The organism is Streptomyces sp. RLA123, from assembly GCF_056270165.1.
Map to the genome: position 1 here is coordinate 2,223,145 of NZ_JBWDOR010000003.1, position 18,947 is coordinate 2,242,091.

Annotated in this window: 19 protein-coding genes; 5 read left to right on the forward strand and 14 right to left on the reverse strand. The window is 71.2% G+C overall.

What is annotated here, in order from left to right; genetic code table 11:
• Window position 1: 1 nt before the first annotated feature.
• The 11 genes from RV983_RS09995 to RV983_RS10045 all read right to left on the reverse strand — a co-directional run bounded on the left by RV983_RS09995 (window position 2) and on the right by RV983_RS10045 (window position 13,377).
• Window positions 2-829 carry an enoyl-CoA hydratase family protein gene (locus RV983_RS09995; protein ID WP_475985443.1) on the reverse strand — a complete coding sequence of 276 codons (828 nt, stop codon included), beginning with the start codon at window positions 827-829 and terminating at the stop codon, window positions 2-4.
• A gap of 76 nt (window positions 830-905) precedes the next feature.
• Entirely contained in the window at window positions 906-1,931 is a 1,026-nt protein-coding gene (gene argF, locus RV983_RS10000; RefSeq protein WP_475985444.1) for an ornithine carbamoyltransferase, read from the reverse strand.
• A gap of 252 nt (window positions 1,932-2,183) precedes the next feature.
• The gene (locus RV983_RS10005) at window positions 2,184-3,350 is read right to left on the reverse strand and encodes an alanine--tRNA ligase-related protein (RefSeq protein ID WP_475990274.1); all 1,167 of its coding nucleotides are present in this window, start codon (window positions 3,348-3,350) and stop codon (window positions 2,184-2,186) included.
• Window positions 3,351-3,694: 344 nt separating this feature from the next.
• Window positions 3,695-4,918 carry an arginine deiminase gene (locus RV983_RS10010; protein ID WP_475985445.1) on the reverse strand — a complete coding sequence of 408 codons (1,224 nt, stop codon included), beginning with the start codon at window positions 4,916-4,918 and terminating at the stop codon, window positions 3,695-3,697.
• A gap of 75 nt (window positions 4,919-4,993) precedes the next feature.
• On the reverse strand, window positions 4,994-7,540 hold the full coding sequence (locus tag RV983_RS10015) for a polynucleotide kinase-phosphatase (protein ID WP_475985446.1): 2,547 nt from the start codon (window positions 7,538-7,540) through the stop codon (window positions 4,994-4,996).
• The gene (locus tag RV983_RS10020; protein WP_475985447.1) at window positions 7,537-8,991 is read right to left on the reverse strand and encodes a 3' terminal RNA ribose 2'-O-methyltransferase Hen1; all 1,455 of its coding nucleotides are present in this window, start codon (window positions 8,989-8,991) and stop codon (window positions 7,537-7,539) included. Before RV983_RS10020 ends, RV983_RS10015 begins: the two co-directional genes overlap by 4 nt.
• 52 nt (window positions 8,992-9,043) lie before the next feature.
• On the reverse strand, window positions 9,044-9,946 hold the full coding sequence (gene mmuM, locus RV983_RS10025) for a homocysteine S-methyltransferase (RefSeq protein WP_475985448.1): 903 nt from the start codon (window positions 9,944-9,946) through the stop codon (window positions 9,044-9,046).
• A gap of 50 nt (window positions 9,947-9,996) precedes the next feature.
• Window positions 9,997-10,920, reverse strand: coding sequence for an LLM class F420-dependent oxidoreductase (locus RV983_RS10030; RefSeq protein WP_475985449.1), 924 nt, complete (start codon window positions 10,918-10,920; stop codon window positions 9,997-9,999).
• A gap of 163 nt (window positions 10,921-11,083) precedes the next feature.
• The gene (locus tag RV983_RS10035; RefSeq protein WP_475985450.1) at window positions 11,084-11,539 is read right to left on the reverse strand and encodes a DUF6099 family protein; all 456 of its coding nucleotides are present in this window, start codon (window positions 11,537-11,539) and stop codon (window positions 11,084-11,086) included.
• Window positions 11,540-11,740: 201 nt separating this feature from the next.
• Window positions 11,741-12,139 (reverse strand): nucleotide pyrophosphohydrolase, encoded by a 399-nt coding sequence (locus tag RV983_RS10040; protein WP_475985451.1) that lies wholly within the window; start codon window positions 12,137-12,139, stop codon window positions 11,741-11,743.
• 11 nt (window positions 12,140-12,150) lie between these two features.
• Complete coding sequence (locus RV983_RS10045) at window positions 12,151-13,377, reverse strand: AAA family ATPase (RefSeq protein WP_475985452.1); 1,227 nt, start codon at window positions 13,375-13,377, stop codon at window positions 12,151-12,153.
• 102 nt (window positions 13,378-13,479) lie between these two features.
• On the opposite strand from RV983_RS10045, the gene RV983_RS10050 reads away from it, so the two are divergent.
• A complete protein-coding gene (locus tag RV983_RS10050; protein WP_475985453.1) occupies window positions 13,480-14,019 on the forward strand; it encodes a DUF1697 domain-containing protein in 540 nt (179 codons plus the stop codon).
• 15 nt (window positions 14,020-14,034) lie between these two features.
• Here RV983_RS10050 and RV983_RS10055 read toward each other — a convergent pair whose 3' ends face one another.
• Together RV983_RS10055 and RV983_RS10060 are read right to left on the reverse strand one after the other, a co-directional pair.
• Window positions 14,035-15,030: an extracellular catalytic domain type 1 short-chain-length polyhydroxyalkanoate depolymerase gene (locus tag RV983_RS10055; protein ID WP_475985454.1), complete on the reverse strand. Its 996-nt coding sequence runs from the start codon at window positions 15,028-15,030 to the stop codon at window positions 14,035-14,037.
• Window positions 15,031-15,119: 89 nt separating this feature from the next.
• Window positions 15,120-15,308, reverse strand: a complete 189-nt coding sequence (locus RV983_RS10060) for a hypothetical protein (RefSeq protein ID WP_475985455.1) — start codon at window positions 15,306-15,308, stop codon at window positions 15,120-15,122.
• A gap of 221 nt (window positions 15,309-15,529) precedes the next feature.
• Here RV983_RS10060 and RV983_RS10065 point away from each other — a divergent pair, with 221 nt between their 5' ends.
• The 4 genes from RV983_RS10065 (at window position 15,530) to RV983_RS10080 (ending at window position 18,205) form a co-directional block, all read left to right on the forward strand.
• Window positions 15,530-16,105 (forward strand): TetR/AcrR family transcriptional regulator, encoded by a 576-nt coding sequence (locus tag RV983_RS10065; RefSeq protein ID WP_475985456.1) that lies wholly within the window; start codon window positions 15,530-15,532, stop codon window positions 16,103-16,105.
• A gap of 106 nt (window positions 16,106-16,211) precedes the next feature.
• The gene (locus RV983_RS10070) at window positions 16,212-17,006 is read left to right on the forward strand and encodes an SDR family NAD(P)-dependent oxidoreductase (protein WP_475985457.1); all 795 of its coding nucleotides are present in this window, start codon (window positions 16,212-16,214) and stop codon (window positions 17,004-17,006) included.
• Window positions 17,007-17,143: 137 nt separating this feature from the next.
• Entirely contained in the window at window positions 17,144-17,536 is a 393-nt protein-coding gene (locus RV983_RS10075) for a PPOX class F420-dependent oxidoreductase (RefSeq protein WP_475985458.1), read from the forward strand.
• A gap of 144 nt (window positions 17,537-17,680) precedes the next feature.
• Window positions 17,681-18,205 (forward strand): SRPBCC family protein, encoded by a 525-nt coding sequence (locus RV983_RS10080; RefSeq protein ID WP_475985459.1) that lies wholly within the window; start codon window positions 17,681-17,683, stop codon window positions 18,203-18,205.
• On the opposite strand, the gene RV983_RS10085 is transcribed toward RV983_RS10080, so the two are convergent.
• Window positions 18,190-18,855 (reverse strand): hypothetical protein, encoded by a 666-nt coding sequence (locus tag RV983_RS10085; protein ID WP_475985460.1) that lies wholly within the window; start codon window positions 18,853-18,855, stop codon window positions 18,190-18,192. The genes RV983_RS10080 and RV983_RS10085 overlap by 16 nt on opposite strands.
• Window positions 18,856-18,947 lie beyond the last annotated feature (92 nt).

Below are 18,947 nucleotides of genomic sequence, written 5' to 3' on the forward strand. Positions count from 1 at the left end.
GCTAGCAGCCTTTCCAGTTGGGACTGCGCTTCTCGGTGAACGCCGCGTGGAACTCCGCGTAGTCGGCGCTGGTCATCAGCAGCGCCTGGGTGGCGGCGTCCATCTCCACGGCGGCGGCCAGCGGCATGTCGAGCTCGGCGGTGAGCAGCGCCTTGGTCTGCTGGTACGCGAGGGCGGGCCCGGCGGCCAGCCGCTTGGCCAGGGCGGCGGCGCTCGCGTCGGCCTGGCCGTCGTCGACGAGTTCGCTGACCAGGCCGATGCGGTCGGCCTCGGCGGCGCCGAGGGTGTCGCCGAGCATGAGCAGCCGGGTGGCGTGACCGAGGCCCACCATGCGGGGCAGCAGATAGGCGGCGCCCATGTCTGCGCCGGCAAGGCCCACCTTGGTGAAGAGGAAGGCGAAGCGGGCGGAGCGCTCGACCACCCGGAAGTCCGAGGCGAGGGCGATGACGGAACCCGCGCCCGCCGCGACGCCGTGCACCGCCGCGATCACCGGGAAGGGCGCCTCGCGGATGGCCCTGACCACCTGCCCCGTCATCCGGGTGAAGTCCAGCAGCTGGCCCGCGCCCATGGCGAGGGTCGCGCCGATGATCTCGTCCACGTCACCGCCGGAACAGAAGCCGCGCCCGGCGCCGGCGAGCACCATGACGCGGGTGTCACCACCGTGCGGAAGCTCGGTGAGCAGGTCGCGCAGATCGGCGTAGGCGCCGAAGGTGAGCGCGTTGAGCCTGTCGGGACGGTCGAGGGTGACGGTGACGACGCCGTCGGCCCGGTCCACCCGCAGGTGCCGCCATTCCTCGGTGCGGCCTGCGGAGCCTCGGTAGGGGCTCATGGGCACGTCCTCCTTCGCGGGGGAGGCAGACTGCCTTCACCGCGAAGTTATCACTCCTTCGTGACTGCCGTCACGACTACGCCATAGGTGTGCCGTCCGCGAGGGTGGCGACCAGGACCGCCTTGATGGTGTGCATCCGGTTCTCCGCCTGGTCGAAGACGACCGAGTGCGAGGACTCGAAGACCTCGTCGGTGACCTCGAGTGAGGTCAGCCCGTGCCGCTCGTGGATCTCCCGGCTCACCGTCGTGCCGAGGTCGTGGAAGGCCGGCAGGCAGTGCATGAACTTCACGTCCGCCCTGCCCGTCGCGCGCAGGACGTCCGCGGTCACCGCGTAGGGAGCGAGCAGCGCGATGCGCTCGTCCCAGACCTCCTTGGGCTCGCCCATCGAGACCCAGACATCGGTGTGGACGAACTCCGCGCCCGCCACGCCCTCGGCGACGTCCTCGGTGAGCGTGACGCCCGCGCCGGTGACGGCGGCCAGACGGTGCGCCTCGGCGACGACCGAATCCCGCGGCCACAGCCGCTTCGGGGCCACGATGCGCACGTCCATGCCCAGCAGCGCCCCGGTGACCAGCAGGGAGTTGCCCATGTTGGAGCGGGCGTCGCCGAGGTAGGCGTACGCGATGCCGGCCGCGTCGCCTGCCGGGCGGCCGGAGTGCTCGGTCATGGTGAGGACGTCGGCGAGCATCTGGGTCGGGTGCCACTGGTCGGTGAGCCCGTTCCACACCGGGACCCCGGCGTGTGCGGCGAGTTCCTCTACGACCTCCTGGCCGGTGCCGCGGTACTCGATGCCGTCGAACATCCGGCCCAGTACACGGGCGGTGTCCTTGACCGACTCCTTATGGCCGAGCTGGGATCCCGCGGGGTCCAGGTAGGTCGTGGCGGCGCCCTGGTCTGCCGCGGCGACCTCGAAGGCGCAACGGGTGCGGGTCGAGGTCTTCTCGAAGATCAGCGCGATGTTCCGGCCCGCCAGCCGCCGCACCTCGGCGCCCGCCTTCTTGGCCGCCTTCAGCTCGCCCGCCAGCTCCACCAGGCCGCGGAACTCCTCGGGGGCGAAGTCCAGCTCCTTGAGGAAGGGGCGACCGGCAAGGTCGATGGCCATGAGGGGCTCCTAGGTCGTCGTCGGCCGGGCGCCGAACACGCGTACACCAATGACGTGGAAGTGTATACGTTAATTCGCATGTTTATACAGAGCTTCCGGATGAAGAATGGGTGACGCCCTTGTGACGCGGCGTGCCGATGCTCATGTCGGCACGGCATCGGTCGCACCGTACTGCGTGCCGCGTCACACCCCTCCCGCACTCGGCTGGGTCACACCTACGGACCGCCTGGATGCGTCGCCGCGACCCGAGCCTCACTCCGGCCGGAGGCTCAGGACGAGGTCGCGCGGCAGGCCGTGGGTGTCGTGGAGGTAGCGGAAGTCCTCCTCGCCCAGCGGGCCACGGAACCGGGGGCGGGCCAGCAGCTGCCGGCCGCGCTCCAGAAGCCGGCCGAAACGGTGCTCCTCCTCGAGCAGCACCCGGCGCACGGTGTCCGGGTCCATGTCCTGACGGAAGTGGTCCAGGGTGTGCCGGACCAGCTCGTCCGGCAGGTCTCCCAGGCCGCACGACGGATCGTCCCGCCGCAGCACGGTGAGCACCCGCCGGATCAGCCGCCGCAGCACATAGCCACGGCCGGTGTTGCCGGGGAGCGTCCCGTCGCCGATCACCACGACGGCTGAGCGCAGGTGGTCGCAGACCAGCCGCAGCGACGGTTCGTCCAACGGCCACAGGGCCGGCACGTAACGGCGCCAGGGGTCGAAGACGTCGCACTCGAACACCGACGTCCGGCCCTGCAGCAGCGAGGCCAGTCGTTCCAGGCCGAGTCCGGTGTCGACATTGCGCTGTGGGAGCGGCACGAGTGAACCGTCGGCGAGCCGTCGATGGCGCATCATCACGTGGTTCCACACCTCCACCCAGCGGTCGTCCTCGGTCGGCGTGGACCGCGGCGGGGTGTCGCCGGTCCACAGGAAGATCTCCGAGTCGGGGCCGCACGGGCCGCTCGGTCCGTTGGACCACCAGTTGTCCTCGACAGTGAGCTCCACCGGTACCCCGTGCCCCTGCCACAGCTCCAGGGAGGCGGTGTCCGGGCCGGTCCGGTCGTCGCCACCGAAGACCGTGGCGTGGAGCAGGCCCGGATCGATGCCGAACCCCTCGGTGAGCAGTCCGTAGCCCCACTCGAGGCTCGACGGGCCCTCGTAGTCGCCGAGCGACCAGGTGCCGAGCATCTCGAAGACGGTCAGATGGGTGCTGTCGCCGACCTCGTCGAGGTCCGTGGTGCGCAGACAGCGCTGCAGGTTGACCAGCCGCCTGCCGAGCGGGTGCGGACGCCCCTCGAGGTACGGGGTGAGCGGGTGCATACCCGAGGTGGTGAACAGCACCGGGTCCCCGGGCGGCGGCAGCAGGGTCGAGCCGGTGATCCGCCGGTGGCCACGCTCCTCGTAGTACTCGACGAACGTGCGGACGATCTGATCGGTGCTCATGATCCGGTCGGTGTGCATGGGATGACTCCTTCGCGTGCGCAGCGGGGAGGCACCGGACAACAGTCCACACGATCATCGGAACCGGGGCGGGGAAGCCATGGAGCCATCGGCGGGCCGTTTCCGGTCGCCGGTGGAAGCAGGACGTACGTCAGGCGGCGGCAACCGGCGAGCTGGTCGCTCGCGCGGTCGCGGTGGTGCTTCGGCCCATGACGTTCACAGCGCCGAGGGTAGCCCCTCCGGTGTTCGCGGGGCACACGATTTACCGCCCCGCGAACACCGGCGCACCGGCGCACCGGCCGAACCCGTCGGCCGGAGCGCCTGGTCGCTGCGTCGGCACCGAGCCGTCACACGGCGTCGCGCTCGATCGGACAGCTCATGCAGCGCGGACCGCCGCGCCCCCGGCCCAGCTCGCTCCCGGGGATCTCGATCACCTCGATGCCGCGCTTGCGAAGGAAGGTGTTGGTGGTGCTGTTGCGCTCGTACGCCAGGACCACACCAGGCTCCACCGCCAGCACGTTGCACCCGTCGTCCCACTGTTCGCGCTCCGCGGAGTGCACGTCCTGGGTGGCGGTGAGGACCCGGATGTCGTCCAGGCCGAGGGCCGCGGCGATGGCGCGGTGCATGTGCTCCGGCGGATGGTCGGTGACCTTCAGGTCCCGCTCCCCCGCACCGGGCTCGATGGTGTACGACCGCAGCATGCCCAGTCCCGCGTACTTGGTGAAGGTGCCGCCGTCCACCATGGTCATCACGGTGTCCAAGTGCATGAAGGCCCGCCGCTTGGGCATGTCGAGCGCGACGATGGTGGTCGCCGAACCGGCGTTGAACAGGCGCTGCGCCAGCATCTCCACGGCCTGCGGAGTGGTGCGCTCGCTCATCCCGATCAGCGCGGCGCCGTTGCCGATCACCAGCACGTCGCCGCCCTCGATGGTGGAGGGGTAGGCGGCCTGGCCTTCCGACCACACGTTGAAGCCCGTGCCGGCGAAGAGCGGGTGGTGCCGGTAGACCGCCTCGTAGTGGACGGTCTCGTGCCAGCGGGCGGGCCAGCGCATCGCGTTGATGCTCACCCCGTCGTAGACCCAGGCGGAGGTGTCCCGGGTGAAGATGTGGTTCGGCAGCGGATTGAGCAGGAAGTCGTCCAGCTCCATGACGTGGAAGCGCACCGAGGTCGGCTCGGCGAACCGGGCCAGGAACTCCCGCTTGGTCATACCGCCGACCAGCGCCTCGGCCAGTTCGGCCGCGCTCAGCTCCTCGAAGGCGGCGCGCAAGTGGTCGGTGACGACCGGCCCGTACTCCTTCTCGTCGAAGACCCGGTCCAGGACCAGCCGCCGGGCCTCCGGAAGGGCCAGTGACTCGTACAGCAGATCACCGAAGAGGTGGACCGTCACCCCCCGGTCGCGCAGCACGTCGGCGAAGCCGTCGTGCTCGGCGCGCGCCCGGCGCACCCACAGGACGTCGTCGAAGAGCAAAGCGTCCTTGTTCGACGGCGTGAGCCTCTTCAGCTCCAGGCCGGGGCGGTGAAGGATGACGCTGCGCAGCCGCCCGGCCTCGGAGTCCACATGGAATGCCATGGGGCTAGACATTCCCACTTGGCCGGGGTTTACCGCCCGGGAGGGGCGGGCACCCGGGTGCCCGCCCCTCGCCCGTCACAACCGGGGGTCCACCGGCTCCGACTCCAGCGCCAGGACGGCGAAGACCGCCTCGTGGACCCGCCACAGGGGCTCGCCCGCGGCCATGCGGTCCAGCGCCTCCAGTCCGAGGGCGTACTCGCGCAGCGCGAGCGAGCGCTTGTGACCGAGCGTCCGGGAGCGCAGACGGGACAGCTGATCGGGCCGGGTGTACTCGGGACCGTAGATGATCCGCAGGTACTCCCTGCCGCGGCACTTGATGCCGGGCTGCACCAGCCGGTTGCCGTCCTCGGTCCGCAGCAGCGCCCGCAGCGGCTTGACGACCATGCCCTCGCCGCCGGCCTCGGTCATCTCCAGCCACCAGCGGGTGGCCGCCGCCACCGACTCCTCGTCCCCGGTGTCGACCGGCATCCGCCGGGTCTCCCGCAGCAGGCCCGTCGGATCGCCCGCGACCAGCCGGTCGATCAGTGCGAGCTGTTCGTCGTGCGGCAGCGCGGCGAGGCTGCGGCCCTGGACGGCCAGGATCTGGAACGGCGCCAGACGTACCCCGTCCAGCCCCTCGGTCGTCCAGCAGTAGCGCCGGTACGCCTCGGTGAAGGCCTCGGCGTCCTCGGCGCGCTCACGCTGCCGGCCCAGGAGCCCTGCCACGTCGGTGCCGCGCGCCGCCGCGGCCTCCAGGGCGGCCAGTGCCTCCGGGAAGACGGCGCCCGAGGCGGCACCCACGGCGGCGTACTGCTTGCGCAGCAGACCGGACGCCTTCAGCGACCAGGGCAGCAGCTCGGCGTCGAGCAGCATCCAGTCCGTGCCGAGCTCGTCCCACAGCCCGGCGGCGGTGACCGCGGCCCGCAGCCGGTCGAGTACCGCCTCCGTGACGGCCGGGTCGTCGAAGAACGGCCGGCCGGTACGGGTGTGCAGGGTGCCGGTGGTGCCGTCGGTCACCCCGAAGCGGACCCCGGCCGCCTCGGCGTCGCGGCAGACCAGGGCCACCGCGCGGGAGCCCATGTGCTTCTCCTCGCACAGCACCTCGCGCACACCGTCCTCGCGGTAGGCGGCGAACGCCTCGTGCGGGTGCTCCAGATACCCCTCGGCCTGCGAGGTCGCGCACGGCGACATCGTCGGCGGCAGGTAGGCCAGCAGGCGCGGGTCGACGGCGAAGCGGCTCATGATCTCCAGTGCGGCCGCCGCGTTCTCCTCGCGGACGGCGACCCGGCCGTGGTGCGCGGTCTCCACGATCCGGCGGCCGGTGACGTCGGCGAGGGCCAGCGGACGCCCCTCGTGACCGCCGGGGGCCTCGGCGGCCAGTGGCTTGGCCGGCTCGTACCAGACCCGCTCGGCGGGCACGTCGACGATCTCGCGCTCGGGCCAGCGCAACGCGGTCATCCGCCCGCCGAACACCGCACCGGTGTCCAGGCAGATGGTGTTGTTGATCCACGAGGTGTTCGGCACCGGCGTGTGGCCGTAGACGACAGTCGCGCGGCCGCGGTAGTCCTCGGCCCACGGGTAGCGCACGGGCAGGCCGAACTCGTCGGTCTCGCCGGTGGTGTCGCCGTAGAGGGCGTGCGAGCGCACCCGGCCGGAGGTGCGGCCGTGGTACTTCTCGGGCAGGCCCGCGTGGCAGACCACCAGCTTGCCGCCGTCCAGGACGTAGTGGCTGACCAGTCCGTCGATGAACTCCCGGACCTCCTCCCGGAAGGCGGGGTCCTTCGCGTCCTCCTTCTCCAACTGCTCGATCGTCTCGGCGAGTCCGTGGGTGTGCTGGACCTTCTTGCCCTTGAGGTAGCGGCCGAGCTTGTTCTCGTGGTTGCCCGGCACGCACAGGGCGTTCCCGGAGGCGACCATGCTCATGACGCGGCGCAGCACGCCGGGGCTGTCGGGGCCCCGGTCGACCAGGTCGCCGACGAAGACGGCGGTGCGGCCTTCGGGGTGCGCGCCGTCGGTGTAACCGAGCTTGCCGAGCAGCGTCTCCAGCTCGGAGCTGCAGCCGTGGACGTCACCGATGATGTCGAACGGTCCGGTGAGCTCGCGCTTGTCGTTGAAGCGGCGCTCCAGCACGACCTCGGCCGCCTCGACCTCCTCCGCACCTCGCAGAAGGTGCACCTTGCGGAAGCCCTCGCGCTCCAGCTGCCGCAGGGAACGGCGCAGTTCGCGGTGCTGGCGCTGCACGACGTGCCGGGGCAGGTGGGCACGGTCGGGTCGGGCGGCGTTGCGCTCGACGCAGACCCCCTCGGGCACGTCCAGGACGATCGCGATGGGCAGCACGTCGTACTCGCGGGCGAGCCGGACCAGCTGACGGCGGCTCTCCTGCTGGACGCTCGTGGCATCGACGACGGTGAGCCGGCCGGCGGCCAGGCGCTTGCCCGCGATGTAGTGCAGCACGTCGAAGGCGTCGCCGCTGGCGCTCTGGTCGTTCTCGTCGTCGCTGACCAGGCCCCGGCAGAAGTCGGAGGAGATCACCTCGGTGGGCTTGAAGTGCCGCCGGGCGAAGGTGGACTTGCCCGAACCGGTGGTGCCGATCAGGACCACGAGGGACAGGTCGGTCACGGGCAGGGTGCGCTTGCCGGTCATGCCACCGCCTCCTTCGCGGTCGTGGTGAAGACTGCCATCTGGGTGGGCGGGCCGACCTCGGGGTCGTCCGGCCCGACGGGCACGTGGCGGACGTCGTAGCCGTGCCGCTGCGCCACCGCCCCGGCCCAGGAGCGGAACTCCTCGCGGGTCCACTCGAAGCGGTGGTCGGCGTGCCGGACGTGTCCGGCCGGCAGCGTCTCCCAGCGCACGTTGTACTCGACGTTCGGCGTGGTCACGACCACGGTCGCGGGCCGGGCCGTAGCGAAGACCGCGTACTCCAGGGCAGGAAGCCGCGGCAGGTCGAGGTGCTCGACGACCTCGCTGAGCACCGCCGCGTCGTACCCCTTGAGCCGGGTGTCGGTGTACGCGAGCGAGCCCTGCATCAGGCGCACGCGCGCGGCCCGGTGGTCGCCCATGCGGTCCAGGCGCAGCCGCCGCGTCGCCTCGCCGAGCGCCCGCATCGACACATCGACACCGACGATCTCGGTGAAGCGGGCGTCCTTGAGCAGTTCGCCGACCAGCTGTCCCTGCCCGCATCCGAGGTCCAGGACGCGGGCGGCTCCGGCGGAACGCAGCACCGCCACGATCGCCTCGCGCCGCTGCACCGCCAGCGGTACCGGCTTCTCCTCGGTGTCCACCTCCTCGTCCACGGCGTTGTCCAGTGCCTCGGGCTCGCTGTCGTCGGCCTCGGCCAGCCGGGCCAGCTCCAGCCGGTCCATGGCCTGCCGGGTCAGCGACCAGCGCCGGGCGAGATAGCGGCTGGTGATCAGCCGCTGCTCGGGGTGGCCGGCGAGCCAGCCCTCCCCCATCCGCAGCAGCTTGTCGACCTCGTCGGGCGACACCCAGTAGTGCTTGGCGTCGTCCAGCACGGGCAGCAGGACGTACAGATGACGCAGCGCCTCGGCGAGCCGCAGCTCGCCCTCCAGCACCAGCCGCACGTACCGCGAGTCGCCCCAAGCGGGGAACTGCGCGTCCAGCGCGACCGGTTCGGCCTCGACGCTCCAGCCCAGCGGCTCGAACAGCCGCCGCACGAGAGCGGCGCCACCGCGCGCGGGAACGGCCGGGATGCCGATCCGCAGCGGCAGCGAGTTCGCCGCGCGCTCGGGACGCGCGGTGCACACGCCCTTGAGCGCGCTGGCGAAGACCGTCCGCAGGGCGACCGCGAGCAGCGACGACGCCGCGTACGGGCGGTCGTTGACGTACTGCGCGAGCGCGGAGTCGGGTGCGCCGCCACGGCCCTTGCCCTTGCCGCGCCGCACGAGCGCCACGGGATCGACCTCCAGGAGCAGCGCCGCCGTGCAGCGTTGCTCGGACGCCTCGGGGTAGAACACATGGGCGTCGCCGTAGGAGGTCGAGAAGATCTGGGTCTTCTCCGGGTGCTTGTGCAGCAGGAAGCCGAGGTCCGTGGCGGGCGCGTCACTGCTGCCGGTGGTCGATATCGTCAGGAACACCGCCCGAGTATCACCCCGCCACTCTTGCCTCGACCAGCGGTTTTCCGGGACGTCAGCGGGCGAGGGCAGCGGTCAGGCCGGATATCGCGCCGGGACCGACCCGGCAGCACCCGCCGATGAGACGGGCCCCTGCCTTGTCCCAGTCGCGTATCCGCTCCGGGTCGAAGGACGAACCGCCGCTCCAGGCGCGGGCCGTCGCGTCCCATGTCTCACCGCTGTTGGGGTACACCACGACGGGTTTCCCCGCCACGGCCGCCGTCTCCACCGCGCGGTCCGCGTCCGCCGGCGAGCAGCAGTTGACCCCCACCCCGATCACGATGTCGTTGCCGGCGGCGATCCCGAAGGCCTCCTCCAGCGGCTGGCCGGCGCGGGTGGCGTCCCCCTCGACGGTGTAGGTGAGCCACACGGGCACACCGAGCCCGTCCGCCGCGCGCAGCATCGCCTCGGCCTCGTCCGTGTCCGGCACGGTCTCCAGTGCCAGCACATCGGGCCCGGCCTCGGCCAGGGTCTCGATCCGCGGACGGTGGAAACGCTCCAGCTCCGCGATGCCCAGTCCGTAGCGCCCGCGGTATTCACTGCCGTCCGCCCGCATGGCGCCGTACGGGCCGACCGACGCCGCCACCCACACCTCCTCGTCCACGCGGTCCGCCGCGGTCCTGGCGAGTTCGACGCTGCGCCGCAGCAGCCCGGTCGTGGCGTCGCGGCCTGTGCCGCGCCGGCCGAAGCCCTCGTAGGTCGCCTGGTAGCTGGAGGTGATGAGCACCCGCGCGCCCGCCCGTACGTAGGCCGCGTGGGCCGCCTCGATCTGCTCCGGGTCGTCGGCGAGCAGCCGGGCGGACCACAGCTCGTCGGACAGGTCGCAGCCCTGCTCGGCGAGCTGATGGGACAGGCCGCCATCGAGGACCACGGCCCCCTCGGCGAGGGCCTGTGCCAAAGGCCTGGTCGGTACGGACATCGCGAGTGCTCCTCCCTTCGTTGTTGTGCGGTGCGCGGGACGGTGCCCGGTCAGTCCAGCTGCGGCTGCACGCCCGAGGCGATCAGTTCCAGGTGGTCGAGGTCGGACAGGTCGAGAATCTGGAGGTAGAAGCGGCTCGCGCCGAGTTCCGCGTAGCGGTGGATCTTGTCGACGACCTCGGAGGGTGAACCGGCCAGGCCGTTGGCCTTGAGCTCGTCGACCTCGCGGCCGATGACGGCGGCACGCCGGGCGACCTCGGCATCGTCCTTGCCGACGCACACCACCAGCGCGTTGGAGTAGACGATGTCGTCCTTGCAGCGGCCGTGCTCCTCGGCCGCCTTCCGCACCCGGGTGAACTGCCGGGCCGTGTCCTCCAGCGACCCGAAGGGCAGATTGAACTCGTCGGCGTAGCGGGCGGCGAGCTGCGGCGTCCGCTCGGCGCCGTGCCCGCCGATGAGGACGGGCACCTTGGCCTGCGCCGGCTTGGGCAAGGCGGGCGAGTCCTTGAGCGTGTAGTGCTTGCCGTCGAAGTCGAAGGTCTCTCCGACGGGCGTGGACCACAGGCCGGTGATGACGGCCAGCTGCTCCTCCAGCCGCGAGAACTTCGCCTTCGGGAACGGAATGCCGTACGCGGCGTGCTCCTCCGCGTACCACCCGGCCCCGATGCCCAGCTCGACGCGCCCACCGGACATCTGGTCCACCTGCGCGACCTCGATGGCGAGCACGCCCGGCAGCCGGAAGGTCGCCGCCGTCATCAGCGTGCCGAGCCGGATGCGGGAGGTCTCACGGGCGAGGCCGGCCAGAGTGATCCACGCGTCGGTGGGCCCGGGCAGACCGTCCGCGCCGCCCATCTTCAGATAGTGGTCGGAACGGAAGAACGCGTCGAAGCCGAGGTCCTCGGTGGCCTTGGCGACGGTGAGAACGGTGTCATACGTGGCCCCCTGCTGGGGCTCCGTGAATATTCGAAGATCCATGGTTCCATCCTGCACCCCGTGCCACGAAAGTGATCGCCGACCGATGGCTCCGGGAGCGCGCCAGGGTCCCCGATGAGGTGAATGCACACTAACTCCACAATCTCGGAGGGGAATTGACGATGTCCGTTCTGTGCGACCGGACACCCGGGCCCCCCGTCGCGCATCACACGCTGTGCCGCTGCGACGACTCGACCGCGCGCAGCAGGGCGCCGACCCGGTCCTTGGACTCGTCGGCGGCGTCGACCGCCTCGATGCACTGCCAGTACTCGGTCTCGGCCTCGGCCGTGCATGCGACCGACACCAGGGCCATGCAGAGTTCCGCGAGCAACTCGCGCAGTTCGCGCAACGCACCCGCCGGCTCCCGGACCTCGGTGAGTATCGCGGCACGCAGCGGGCCGGCACCCGCGCCGGGCGGCCCCGTCGAACCGCACGCCCGGCCGCTCGCCTCGCACACCCAGAAGCCCAGCGTCCGCAGCTCCGGGGCTCCGTGCAGGGCGAGATGGCTGCCGATCGCCTGCGTCAGCGCCTGGGCCTGCCAGGCCTCGGCCATCAGATCGCGCTCCGCGCCGCCGCCCCGCAGCGCTTCCCGCGTCGCCCGGATCAGCCGTACCGCGTCCATGTCGCACCTCCGCTTGAGACCCTGAGAACCCTTGTGCTCACTCAGCGTGACGGATCACGGATCTCGGCGAAAGGGCCCGGTGCGGAACTGTGGACAACATCGTGCCTGTGGAAAACTCACTCACCCGATCGAGGAACTCCAGCGGACAGCCCCGATCTCTCACTCGCCGCCGACGGCGGACCGGCGCGCGATCTGACGACCTCAGCCGCCGAGGCCTTCCTCGTCCTGCGTGCTCACCGACTGCTCGGCCGCCGCGGGCCGAGCCGGCACTGGCGATCCGGCCGGCAGCGGAAAGCGCGCTTCGTTCCTGTCGATCTTCGCCGAGAGTGCGGCCAGGAGGTCGACGCCCAGCACCTCGCAGAACTGCAGCAGATACGCGAGGACGTCCGCAGCCTCGTCCCGGACCCGGTGCGCGCTCTCCGGGTCCTCCATCACCCGGGCCGCCTCCTCGGGTGTGAGCCACTGGAAGATCTCCAGCAGTTCGGATGCCTCGACGCTCAGCGCCACGGCCAGGTTCTTCGGTGTGTGGTAACCCTCCCAGTGCCGGGCCGCCGCGAAGGCGGCAAGCCGGCGCTGCAGGGCGTGCAGATCCTCGGTCACACCGGCAAGGTCTACCGCATCGCGGCGCCGCTGCGCTCGGAGTCCGGTCCCGGTCCCTGGACGGGGACGCGTTCCCGGCCCTCCGCCGGGACCCCGAGGCGCAGCAGCGTCACGCCCTCGGCGCCCTCCGCCACGGTCTCGTCGTGGACCGTCCCCACCAGCCTGATGTGACCGCGCTCGGCCACCTGCCACGCCAGGTCGAGCAGCTTCCGGGACTGCGCCCGGTCCAGGCCCGCGTCCAGGCCGTCGGCGAGGACGGTCAGCACCTGGACCGCGTCCGGCACCTCGCCGCTGGTGTCGACCTCCAGCACTCCCGGTCCGGTGAGCAGGACCAGGGCCAGGGCAAGGAATCGCAGCTCCCCGTCACCGAGCCGGTCCACCGGCACCAGCCCGGCGGGCCCCCGGTCGATCGCCGCGAGCACGCTGTCCGGACCCTGCTCCGTCCGCTCCCCGCGGACCACCGTCAGCCCTTCCACGGGCGGCCTGCACACCTCCCGCAGGGCGCCCACCAGCGCGGCGTGCCGCGTGCGGCACTCGCCCTGCGTACGGCGCAGCACCGCCGAGAGGTTGTCGCAGCCGCCGCGCAGCATCCCGTCGGACACCGCGGCGGGCGCCCTCATGCCCTGGGGGCGCGGGTCGACGGGGAAGACCCCGCGCAGCCCCAGCACGACCTGCTCGGCCGCCGCCAGGACCAGGCGCTGGCCCTCCGTGGTCCCCGCGACGCGCAGCGGCAGCAGCGAGGTGGCCAGCCGGTCGTCCGGCAGGGGTGCCCGGGTGACGGGAACCAGGCCCGCCGTGTGCCACGCCGCCTGGACCTGGCGCCGGCCTGGATCCCGCAGTGCCGTGGACAGCAGCGTCTCCCCGGCCCCGACCAACCGCTCCCCCACGATGCGCAGTTCGGGCTCGGTCTGTACGGCGACATCGAGTTGTACCGGGCCGACGGGACCCTGCACCGTGCAGCCGATGCGGAAGCCGCGCCGCCCCTCGGCGTCCGGCTGGGCGCCGTCCGGCACGCAGGCCGCGACTCCCCCGCGTACCCCGTCGAAGACCGCTCCCAGCTCCTCCCCGGCGGCAAGCCGCCCGAGCACGCCCAGTGCCTCCAGGACGCTGGACTTGCCCGATCCGCTCGGCCCGGCGAGCAGGGTGAGCGGGCCGAGCGGGAAGCTCGCACCTCGGTGCGACTTGAAGGCGGACAGCCGCAGGTCGGTCACGGAAGGCCGGTGACTGTTCGTGCTCATGCACGCGAACGTATCGGTGCCACGGAGTGCCGAACCGTTACGCCAAGCCACCGGTCCTCCGAAAGTGGGTACCTCCCGCGAGCCCGTCGTTAATGTGGCGTCGTGACCAGATACGTAGCGCTCCTGCGCGGGATCAATGTCGGGCCGACCACCAGGCTCCCCATGCAGGAACTGCGCGTGCTGCTGGAGGAGATCGGCGGCACGGAGGTGCGCACCCATCTCCAGAGCGGCAACGCGCTGTTCGACCACGACCGCACCGATCCGGTGGCACTCGCCGACGGACTGGAGAAGGCGATCCGGGGCGCGTTCGGCCGCGACGTGCCCTGCGTCGTGCGCGAGGCGGCCGGGTTGCACACGGTGATCGAACGCAATCCGTTCGACATGACCGGCGTCAACCCGGCGCGCTTCCTCGTCACCTTCCTGTCCGGCCCGGTCGAACCGGACAGGATCGCGGGCCTCGACCCGGCGGACTTCGCCCCGGACGACTTCCGCCCGGGCGAGCGCGAGATCTACGTGCACTGCCCCGACGGTGTGCAGAAGACCCGCCTCTCGCACGCCTTCTGGGAGAAGCGGCTGGGCCTGACGGCCACGGCCCGCAACTGGAACACCGTCACCAAACTGGCGGCGCTGGCCGGGGAGTGATCGCGGCATCCGTGTTCAGCCCAGCCCCCAGCTCTGTCCGAGCCGCCCGGCTGCGCAGAGGTTGACGTCGAGTACGTAGGCGGCGGCCGTCCCGCACTGGGTCGCGCCGGTGCCGGGGTCGACGGGCTGGCCGTGACCCATGCCGGTGATGCTGTACGTCTCCGCGACCGGGACGCCGGACGGGTCCTTGTACGTGCGGTGCGGGAAGCCGGCGACGGTGTCGCTCGCGTCGGCGGTCTGGTCCGCGCCGTGGACGTCCGTCCACTGCCGCACCAGGTCGTCCATGTTGGCGGGCTTGACGGTGTAGTCGGCCGTTCCCTGGAAGACGGTCAGCGTCGGCCACGGCCCGGTGTACCCGGGGAAGGCGGCGCGCACCCGGTCACCCCACTGCCGGGGCGCCTGCGTCGCACCGACGTACATGCACACATACGGAGAACCAGCGGCCTGCGCACAGCCGTAGGGCAGTCCGGCGACGACGCCTCCGGCTGCGTACACGTCCGGGTACGCGGCCATCATGACCGCGGTCATGCCACCGCCCGCGGACAGCCCGGTCACGTAGACGCGCGCGGGATCGGCGGCCGTGTCGGTGATCTGGCGAGCGGTCATCTGCCGGATGGACGCGGCCTCGCCCTGGCCGCGGGCGATGTCCCCTGGCTGGAACCAGTCGAAGCACTGGCTGATGTTGTTGGCGGTGGTCTGGCCGGGGAGGACGACCGAGAAGCCCCACCGGTCGGCGAGGGCCGTCCACCCGCTCTGCGTCCCGTAGTCGCGGGCGTTCTGCGTACAGCCGTGCAGGGCGACGACGACGGGCCGCCCCTGGGGGAGCCCTGCGGGCACGTACCGGTACATCTTCAAGGCCCCGGGGTTGCTGCCGAAGCCGGTCACCTCCTCGATCGTGCCCGCGGCCCCGGCGGTGGTGGAGGGCAGGAAGGCGGCGGCGAGCACCGCGACCAGGACGAGCAGGACCGCGCGCAAGCGGCCCGTGCGATGTGCGGCTGCGTATGTGGTCATGCTGTCGGACGGTAAGTGCCCCGCTCCTCGCCGGACATGGGACGGGGCACCACAGCGCGCGGCCCCGGCGTGGTGTCCGGGGCCGAGGGTCAGGAACGGCGTTCGCCGTCGCCTCGCCGGGCAGTCGCAACCTCCTGGTAGTGGTCGAAGTCGTACTCCGGCTCCAGCCGGAAGTCCGCCCCCTTGCCGGCGGATGCGGGATCGACGCGCAGCCCCACGGTCGCCAGGAGCGGATGGGATTCGGCGTGCAGGATCTCGGCGGCAGAACCGGTGCTCAACGGCACGTTCGATGTGGATCGTCGTCGTCTCGCAGAAGGTGACATCGACACCGAAGTCCTCGGCCAGGTCGCCTGGACGACTCCTTCTGGACCTCACCGTAGAGCGACACGGACAGCTCCCGGCGGGTGTCAACCTGCCGCAGGTTGATGAGCGGGCCCCGTTCGGAGAGGCCGCACTCATATTTTATCGATCAATCCAGAACCGTGGTACGGTGAAGCACATGGGACGCAACCGGGAGTTCGACACCGACCAGGCCGTCGACCGCGCGATGGACCTGTTCTGGCGCCGCGGCTACGCCGAGACGTCCCTGCAGGACCTGCTCAAGGAGTTGTCGATCGGGAGCGGCAGTCTGTACTCGGCCTTCGGGTCGAAGGAGCAGCTCTACGCCCGAGCCCTGGAGCGCTACTGCTCACTGCAGGCCGGCGGCCTGGCGGAGATCCTTAAGAACGCGACCGAGATCCGGTCCGCGGTACACAAGGTCCTCATGGACATGGTCGAGGCCGACCTGACGGACCCCAGCCGGGGGTGCCTCGTGGTCAGCGCCGCCACCGAGCGCGGCGACGACCCCGATACGGTAGACCGCGTCGCGGCCGCCATGCGAGTGGTCGAGTCGGCCCTCGCGGGCGCCCTGGAGCGGGCTCAGTCACGCGGCGAGCTGTCCCGGGACAAGAATCCCGTGGAACTGGCGCGCTTCCTGACCACCTTCGTCCAGGGCCTCCGCGTCGTCGGCCAGGCACGCCTCGGCCGCACGTTCACGGAGGACGCGGTCGCGACGGCGCTTCGCAGCCTGGACTGACACACCCTCCCACACACCCTCACCACAGCGGCGGCGCTCCAATGGCGCCGGCGCACGCCTCACCGTACCGTCATTGTTTATCGAACAATCCAGAAAAGGACGCATCATGGAACTGCACCTCAAGGACAAGGTCGCCGTCGTCACCGGGGCCAGCAAGGGCATCGGCCTGGCCATCGTCGAGGCGATGGGCCGCGAAGGGGTGCACGTCGTCGCCGGCAGCCGCACCTCCACCCCGGAGCTCGACGCGCTGCGCGACACCTACGACGTCACGGTCGTCCCGGTCGACCTGTCCACCGCCGAGGGAGCCGAGACGCTGGTGCGCCGCACCGTGGAACAGCACGGCCGGATCGACATCCTCGTCAACAACCTGGGTGCCGCGGACGCGCGGACCGGCTTCCTGGACGTGGACGACGCCGGGTGGCAGCGGATCTTCGACCTGAGCTTCTTCAGCGCGGTGCGCGCGAGCCGCGCAGCGCTCCCGCACCTGCTCGCGGCCGAAGGCGCCTCGATCGTCAACATGAGTTCGATCAACGCCCGCCTGCCCTTCCCGATGGTCGTCGACTATTCCGCGGCGAAGGCCGCGCTCACCAGCTTGACCAAGGCCCTGTCGGAGGAGTTCGCACCGCGCGGCGTGCGCGTGAACGCGGTCTCCCCCGGGCCGGTCCGCACCCCGTTCTGGACGGCCCCCGGCGGCTTCGCCGACGCCACGGCCAGCGCCGCGGGCACCACGGCGCAGGAGGCCCTCGACGTGGTCGTGCCGCAGAGCATGGGCATCAGCACGGGCCGGATCACCGAGCCGCACGAGGTCGCCGACCTCGTACTCTTCCTGTCCTCGCCGCTGGCGGCCAACATCACCGGCACCGAAGTCCTCATCGACGGCGGCCAGAACAAGACGATCTGAGCAAGGCCGGACATCCCCCCGGCCGAGGGCACGGCCCGGGGGGCCCGCACACGGGATCAGGGGGGATCCGTCCGGAAACCGGTCGGGCGAACCTCGTAGGCTGCGCGCGCCAGCAACCACCGCATCAAGGGATCACCGTGAAGCTCTCCGCCGAACTGCTCGATCTACTGGACCGCCCCAGCACTTGCTACCTCGCGACGACGATGCCCGACGGCTCGCCGCAGCTGACCCAGACCTGGGTCGACACCGACGGCGAGCACGTGCTCGTCAACAGCGTCCAGACCCATGTGAAGACCCGGAACATCCAGCGGGATCCGCGCGTGGCGGTGACGATCTCGGACCCCGGCAACCCGTCCCGCTACTTCCAGGTCCGCGGGCGCGTGGTCGAGGTGACGACCGACGGCGCCGCGGAGCACATCGAGAAGCTGTCCCACAAGTACCTGGGCGGGCCCTACCCGTGGTTCGGTGGTCGCGACCAGGTACGCGTCCTGTTCGTCATCGCCCCGGAGAGCATCAGCGGCATGGGCTGACCTCACCCTTCCGCACCGCCGATCGTTGCCCGGCGAACCTCATCCCACTCGCGCGAGAGCACTGCTCTTGACTTCGAGCAATGCACCGCGAGAGCATTGCTCACAGTTCGAAGCATTCCTCACCGCTCACGAATGGGATTCGTCATGAAATTGCTCTACCGCGGCCCGAACCGGCAGGCCCTGCACGACCAGTTCGCCAAGCACCGGCGCATCGACGCCGACGCGCCGGTGGTGAGCGTTTCGGAAATGCGGATCGAGGCGCCGCCGGAGCGGGTCTGGCAGATCATCGCCGACCCCTCCGGCTGGTCGTCGGTACTGCCCGGCCGCCGGATCGTGCGGCTCGACAACGGTGTGAGCCAGGACGCCGAGTTCGTCTGGGCCATGGGCCGGACCACGATCCGGTCCCGCTTCGCCGTGGTCGACGAGGGACGTGAACTCACGTGGACCGGCGTCGCCATGGGCGTCAAGGCGGTGGACCGCCAAGTGCTCACTGCAACGCCGGACGGCGGGACCGTCCTGCGCATAGAGGAGTCGATGGCGGCCCCGCTGGTCCGCCTCCTGTTCAGCCCCGGCAAGCTCCGCGCCCAGCACGGGATATGGCTGGCCGCCGTCAAGGCGGCCGCGGAGCACGGAGTCCGCGCCGGAGCGGGTGATCAGCCGCGGGGATAGCCGATCTGCTCGATGTCCTTGGCGAGATCGGCCAGGTCCACGTCCGGATTGAGGGCCGCGATCACCTCCGGGGTCAGCGGGCGGAGCGCATGGACGTGGCGGACGGCCTCCAGGTCCACCGGGAGCTCGTAGTAGTCCTCGGCGAACCCCCGGTACGCCTCCGCCGAGCCGTCGGCCGGCAACGCGAACAAATAGCCCGCACCGTCCGGGTCGTCCGTCCCGTCCTCAGGGAAGTCGATCGCCCCAGCCCGCCAGGCGGCGTCCTGCGGCTGCCGCCACATACAGACGGTCACCACCGGTGTGCCGTCCCCGTCCGAGAACGCCGGCTCCTCGACGTACGGACGGAAGGCTTCGGGCACCTCGTCGAGGACGCCCGGCCAGGGGCCGCCGGCGGCATAGGGACTCATCAGCGACTCGTGGGCGAACCCGCAGGCATAGGCGCCCGCCGGCGAGAAGACGATCGCGTACTCGTTGCCGGCCCCGTCGCGCATCGAGGCCATCTCCTCGGCCCCGGACCACCGGGAATCGTAGGAGTAGTAGCGGTCGGCCCACTCGGGGCTGAGGATCGCATCCAGCATGGCCAACGCACGGCAGCGGTCGCGGAGTACGGGGATGCCGGGCAGGCGCCGGGCGATGTCGTGAACGGTCATGCCCACATCCAAGAGCATGCCGTCGGCACACCCGCACCCGCCCAGGGCAATAACGAGGCCGGCCGCGCACGACGACCGACCCCCCGCGATTC

Coding starts and splice junctions, on each gene's coding strand:
- RV983_RS10010 (WP_475985445.1), bottom strand. CDS start 4,918: ATGGCATTCCATGTGGACTCCGAGGCCGGGCGGCTGCGCAGCGTCATC.
- RV983_RS09995 (WP_475985443.1), bottom strand. CDS start 829: ATGAGCCCCTACCGAGGCTCCGCAGGCCGCACCGAGGAATGGCGGCAC.
- RV983_RS10015 (WP_475985446.1), bottom strand. CDS start 7,540: ATGACCGGCAAGCGCACCCTGCCCGTGACCGACCTGTCCCTCGTGGTC.
- RV983_RS10030 (WP_475985449.1), bottom strand. CDS start 10,920: ATGGATCTTCGAATATTCACGGAGCCCCAGCAGGGGGCCACGTATGAC.
- RV983_RS10005 (WP_475990274.1), bottom strand. CDS start 3,350: ATGAGCACCGATCAGATCGTCCGCACGTTCGTCGAGTACTACGAGGAG.
- RV983_RS10045 (WP_475985452.1), bottom strand. CDS start 13,377: ATGAGCACGAACAGTCACCGGCCTTCCGTGACCGACCTGCGGCTGTCC.
- RV983_RS10070 (WP_475985457.1), top strand. CDS start 16,212: ATGGAACTGCACCTCAAGGACAAGGTCGCCGTCGTCACCGGGGCCAGC.
- RV983_RS10080 (WP_475985459.1), top strand. CDS start 17,681: ATGAAATTGCTCTACCGCGGCCCGAACCGGCAGGCCCTGCACGACCAG.
- RV983_RS10065 (WP_475985456.1), top strand. CDS start 15,530: ATGGGACGCAACCGGGAGTTCGACACCGACCAGGCCGTCGACCGCGCG.
- mmuM (WP_475985448.1), bottom strand. CDS start 9,946: ATGTCCGTACCGACCAGGCCTTTGGCACAGGCCCTCGCCGAGGGGGCC.
- RV983_RS10085 (WP_475985460.1), bottom strand. CDS start 18,855: ATGACCGTTCACGACATCGCCCGGCGCCTGCCCGGCATCCCCGTACTC.
- RV983_RS10055 (WP_475985454.1), bottom strand. CDS start 15,030: ATGACCACATACGCAGCCGCACATCGCACGGGCCGCTTGCGCGCGGTC.
- argF (WP_475985444.1), bottom strand. CDS start 1,931: ATGGCCATCGACCTTGCCGGTCGCCCCTTCCTCAAGGAGCTGGACTTC.
- RV983_RS10035 (WP_475985450.1), bottom strand. CDS start 11,539: ATGGACGCGGTACGGCTGATCCGGGCGACGCGGGAAGCGCTGCGGGGC.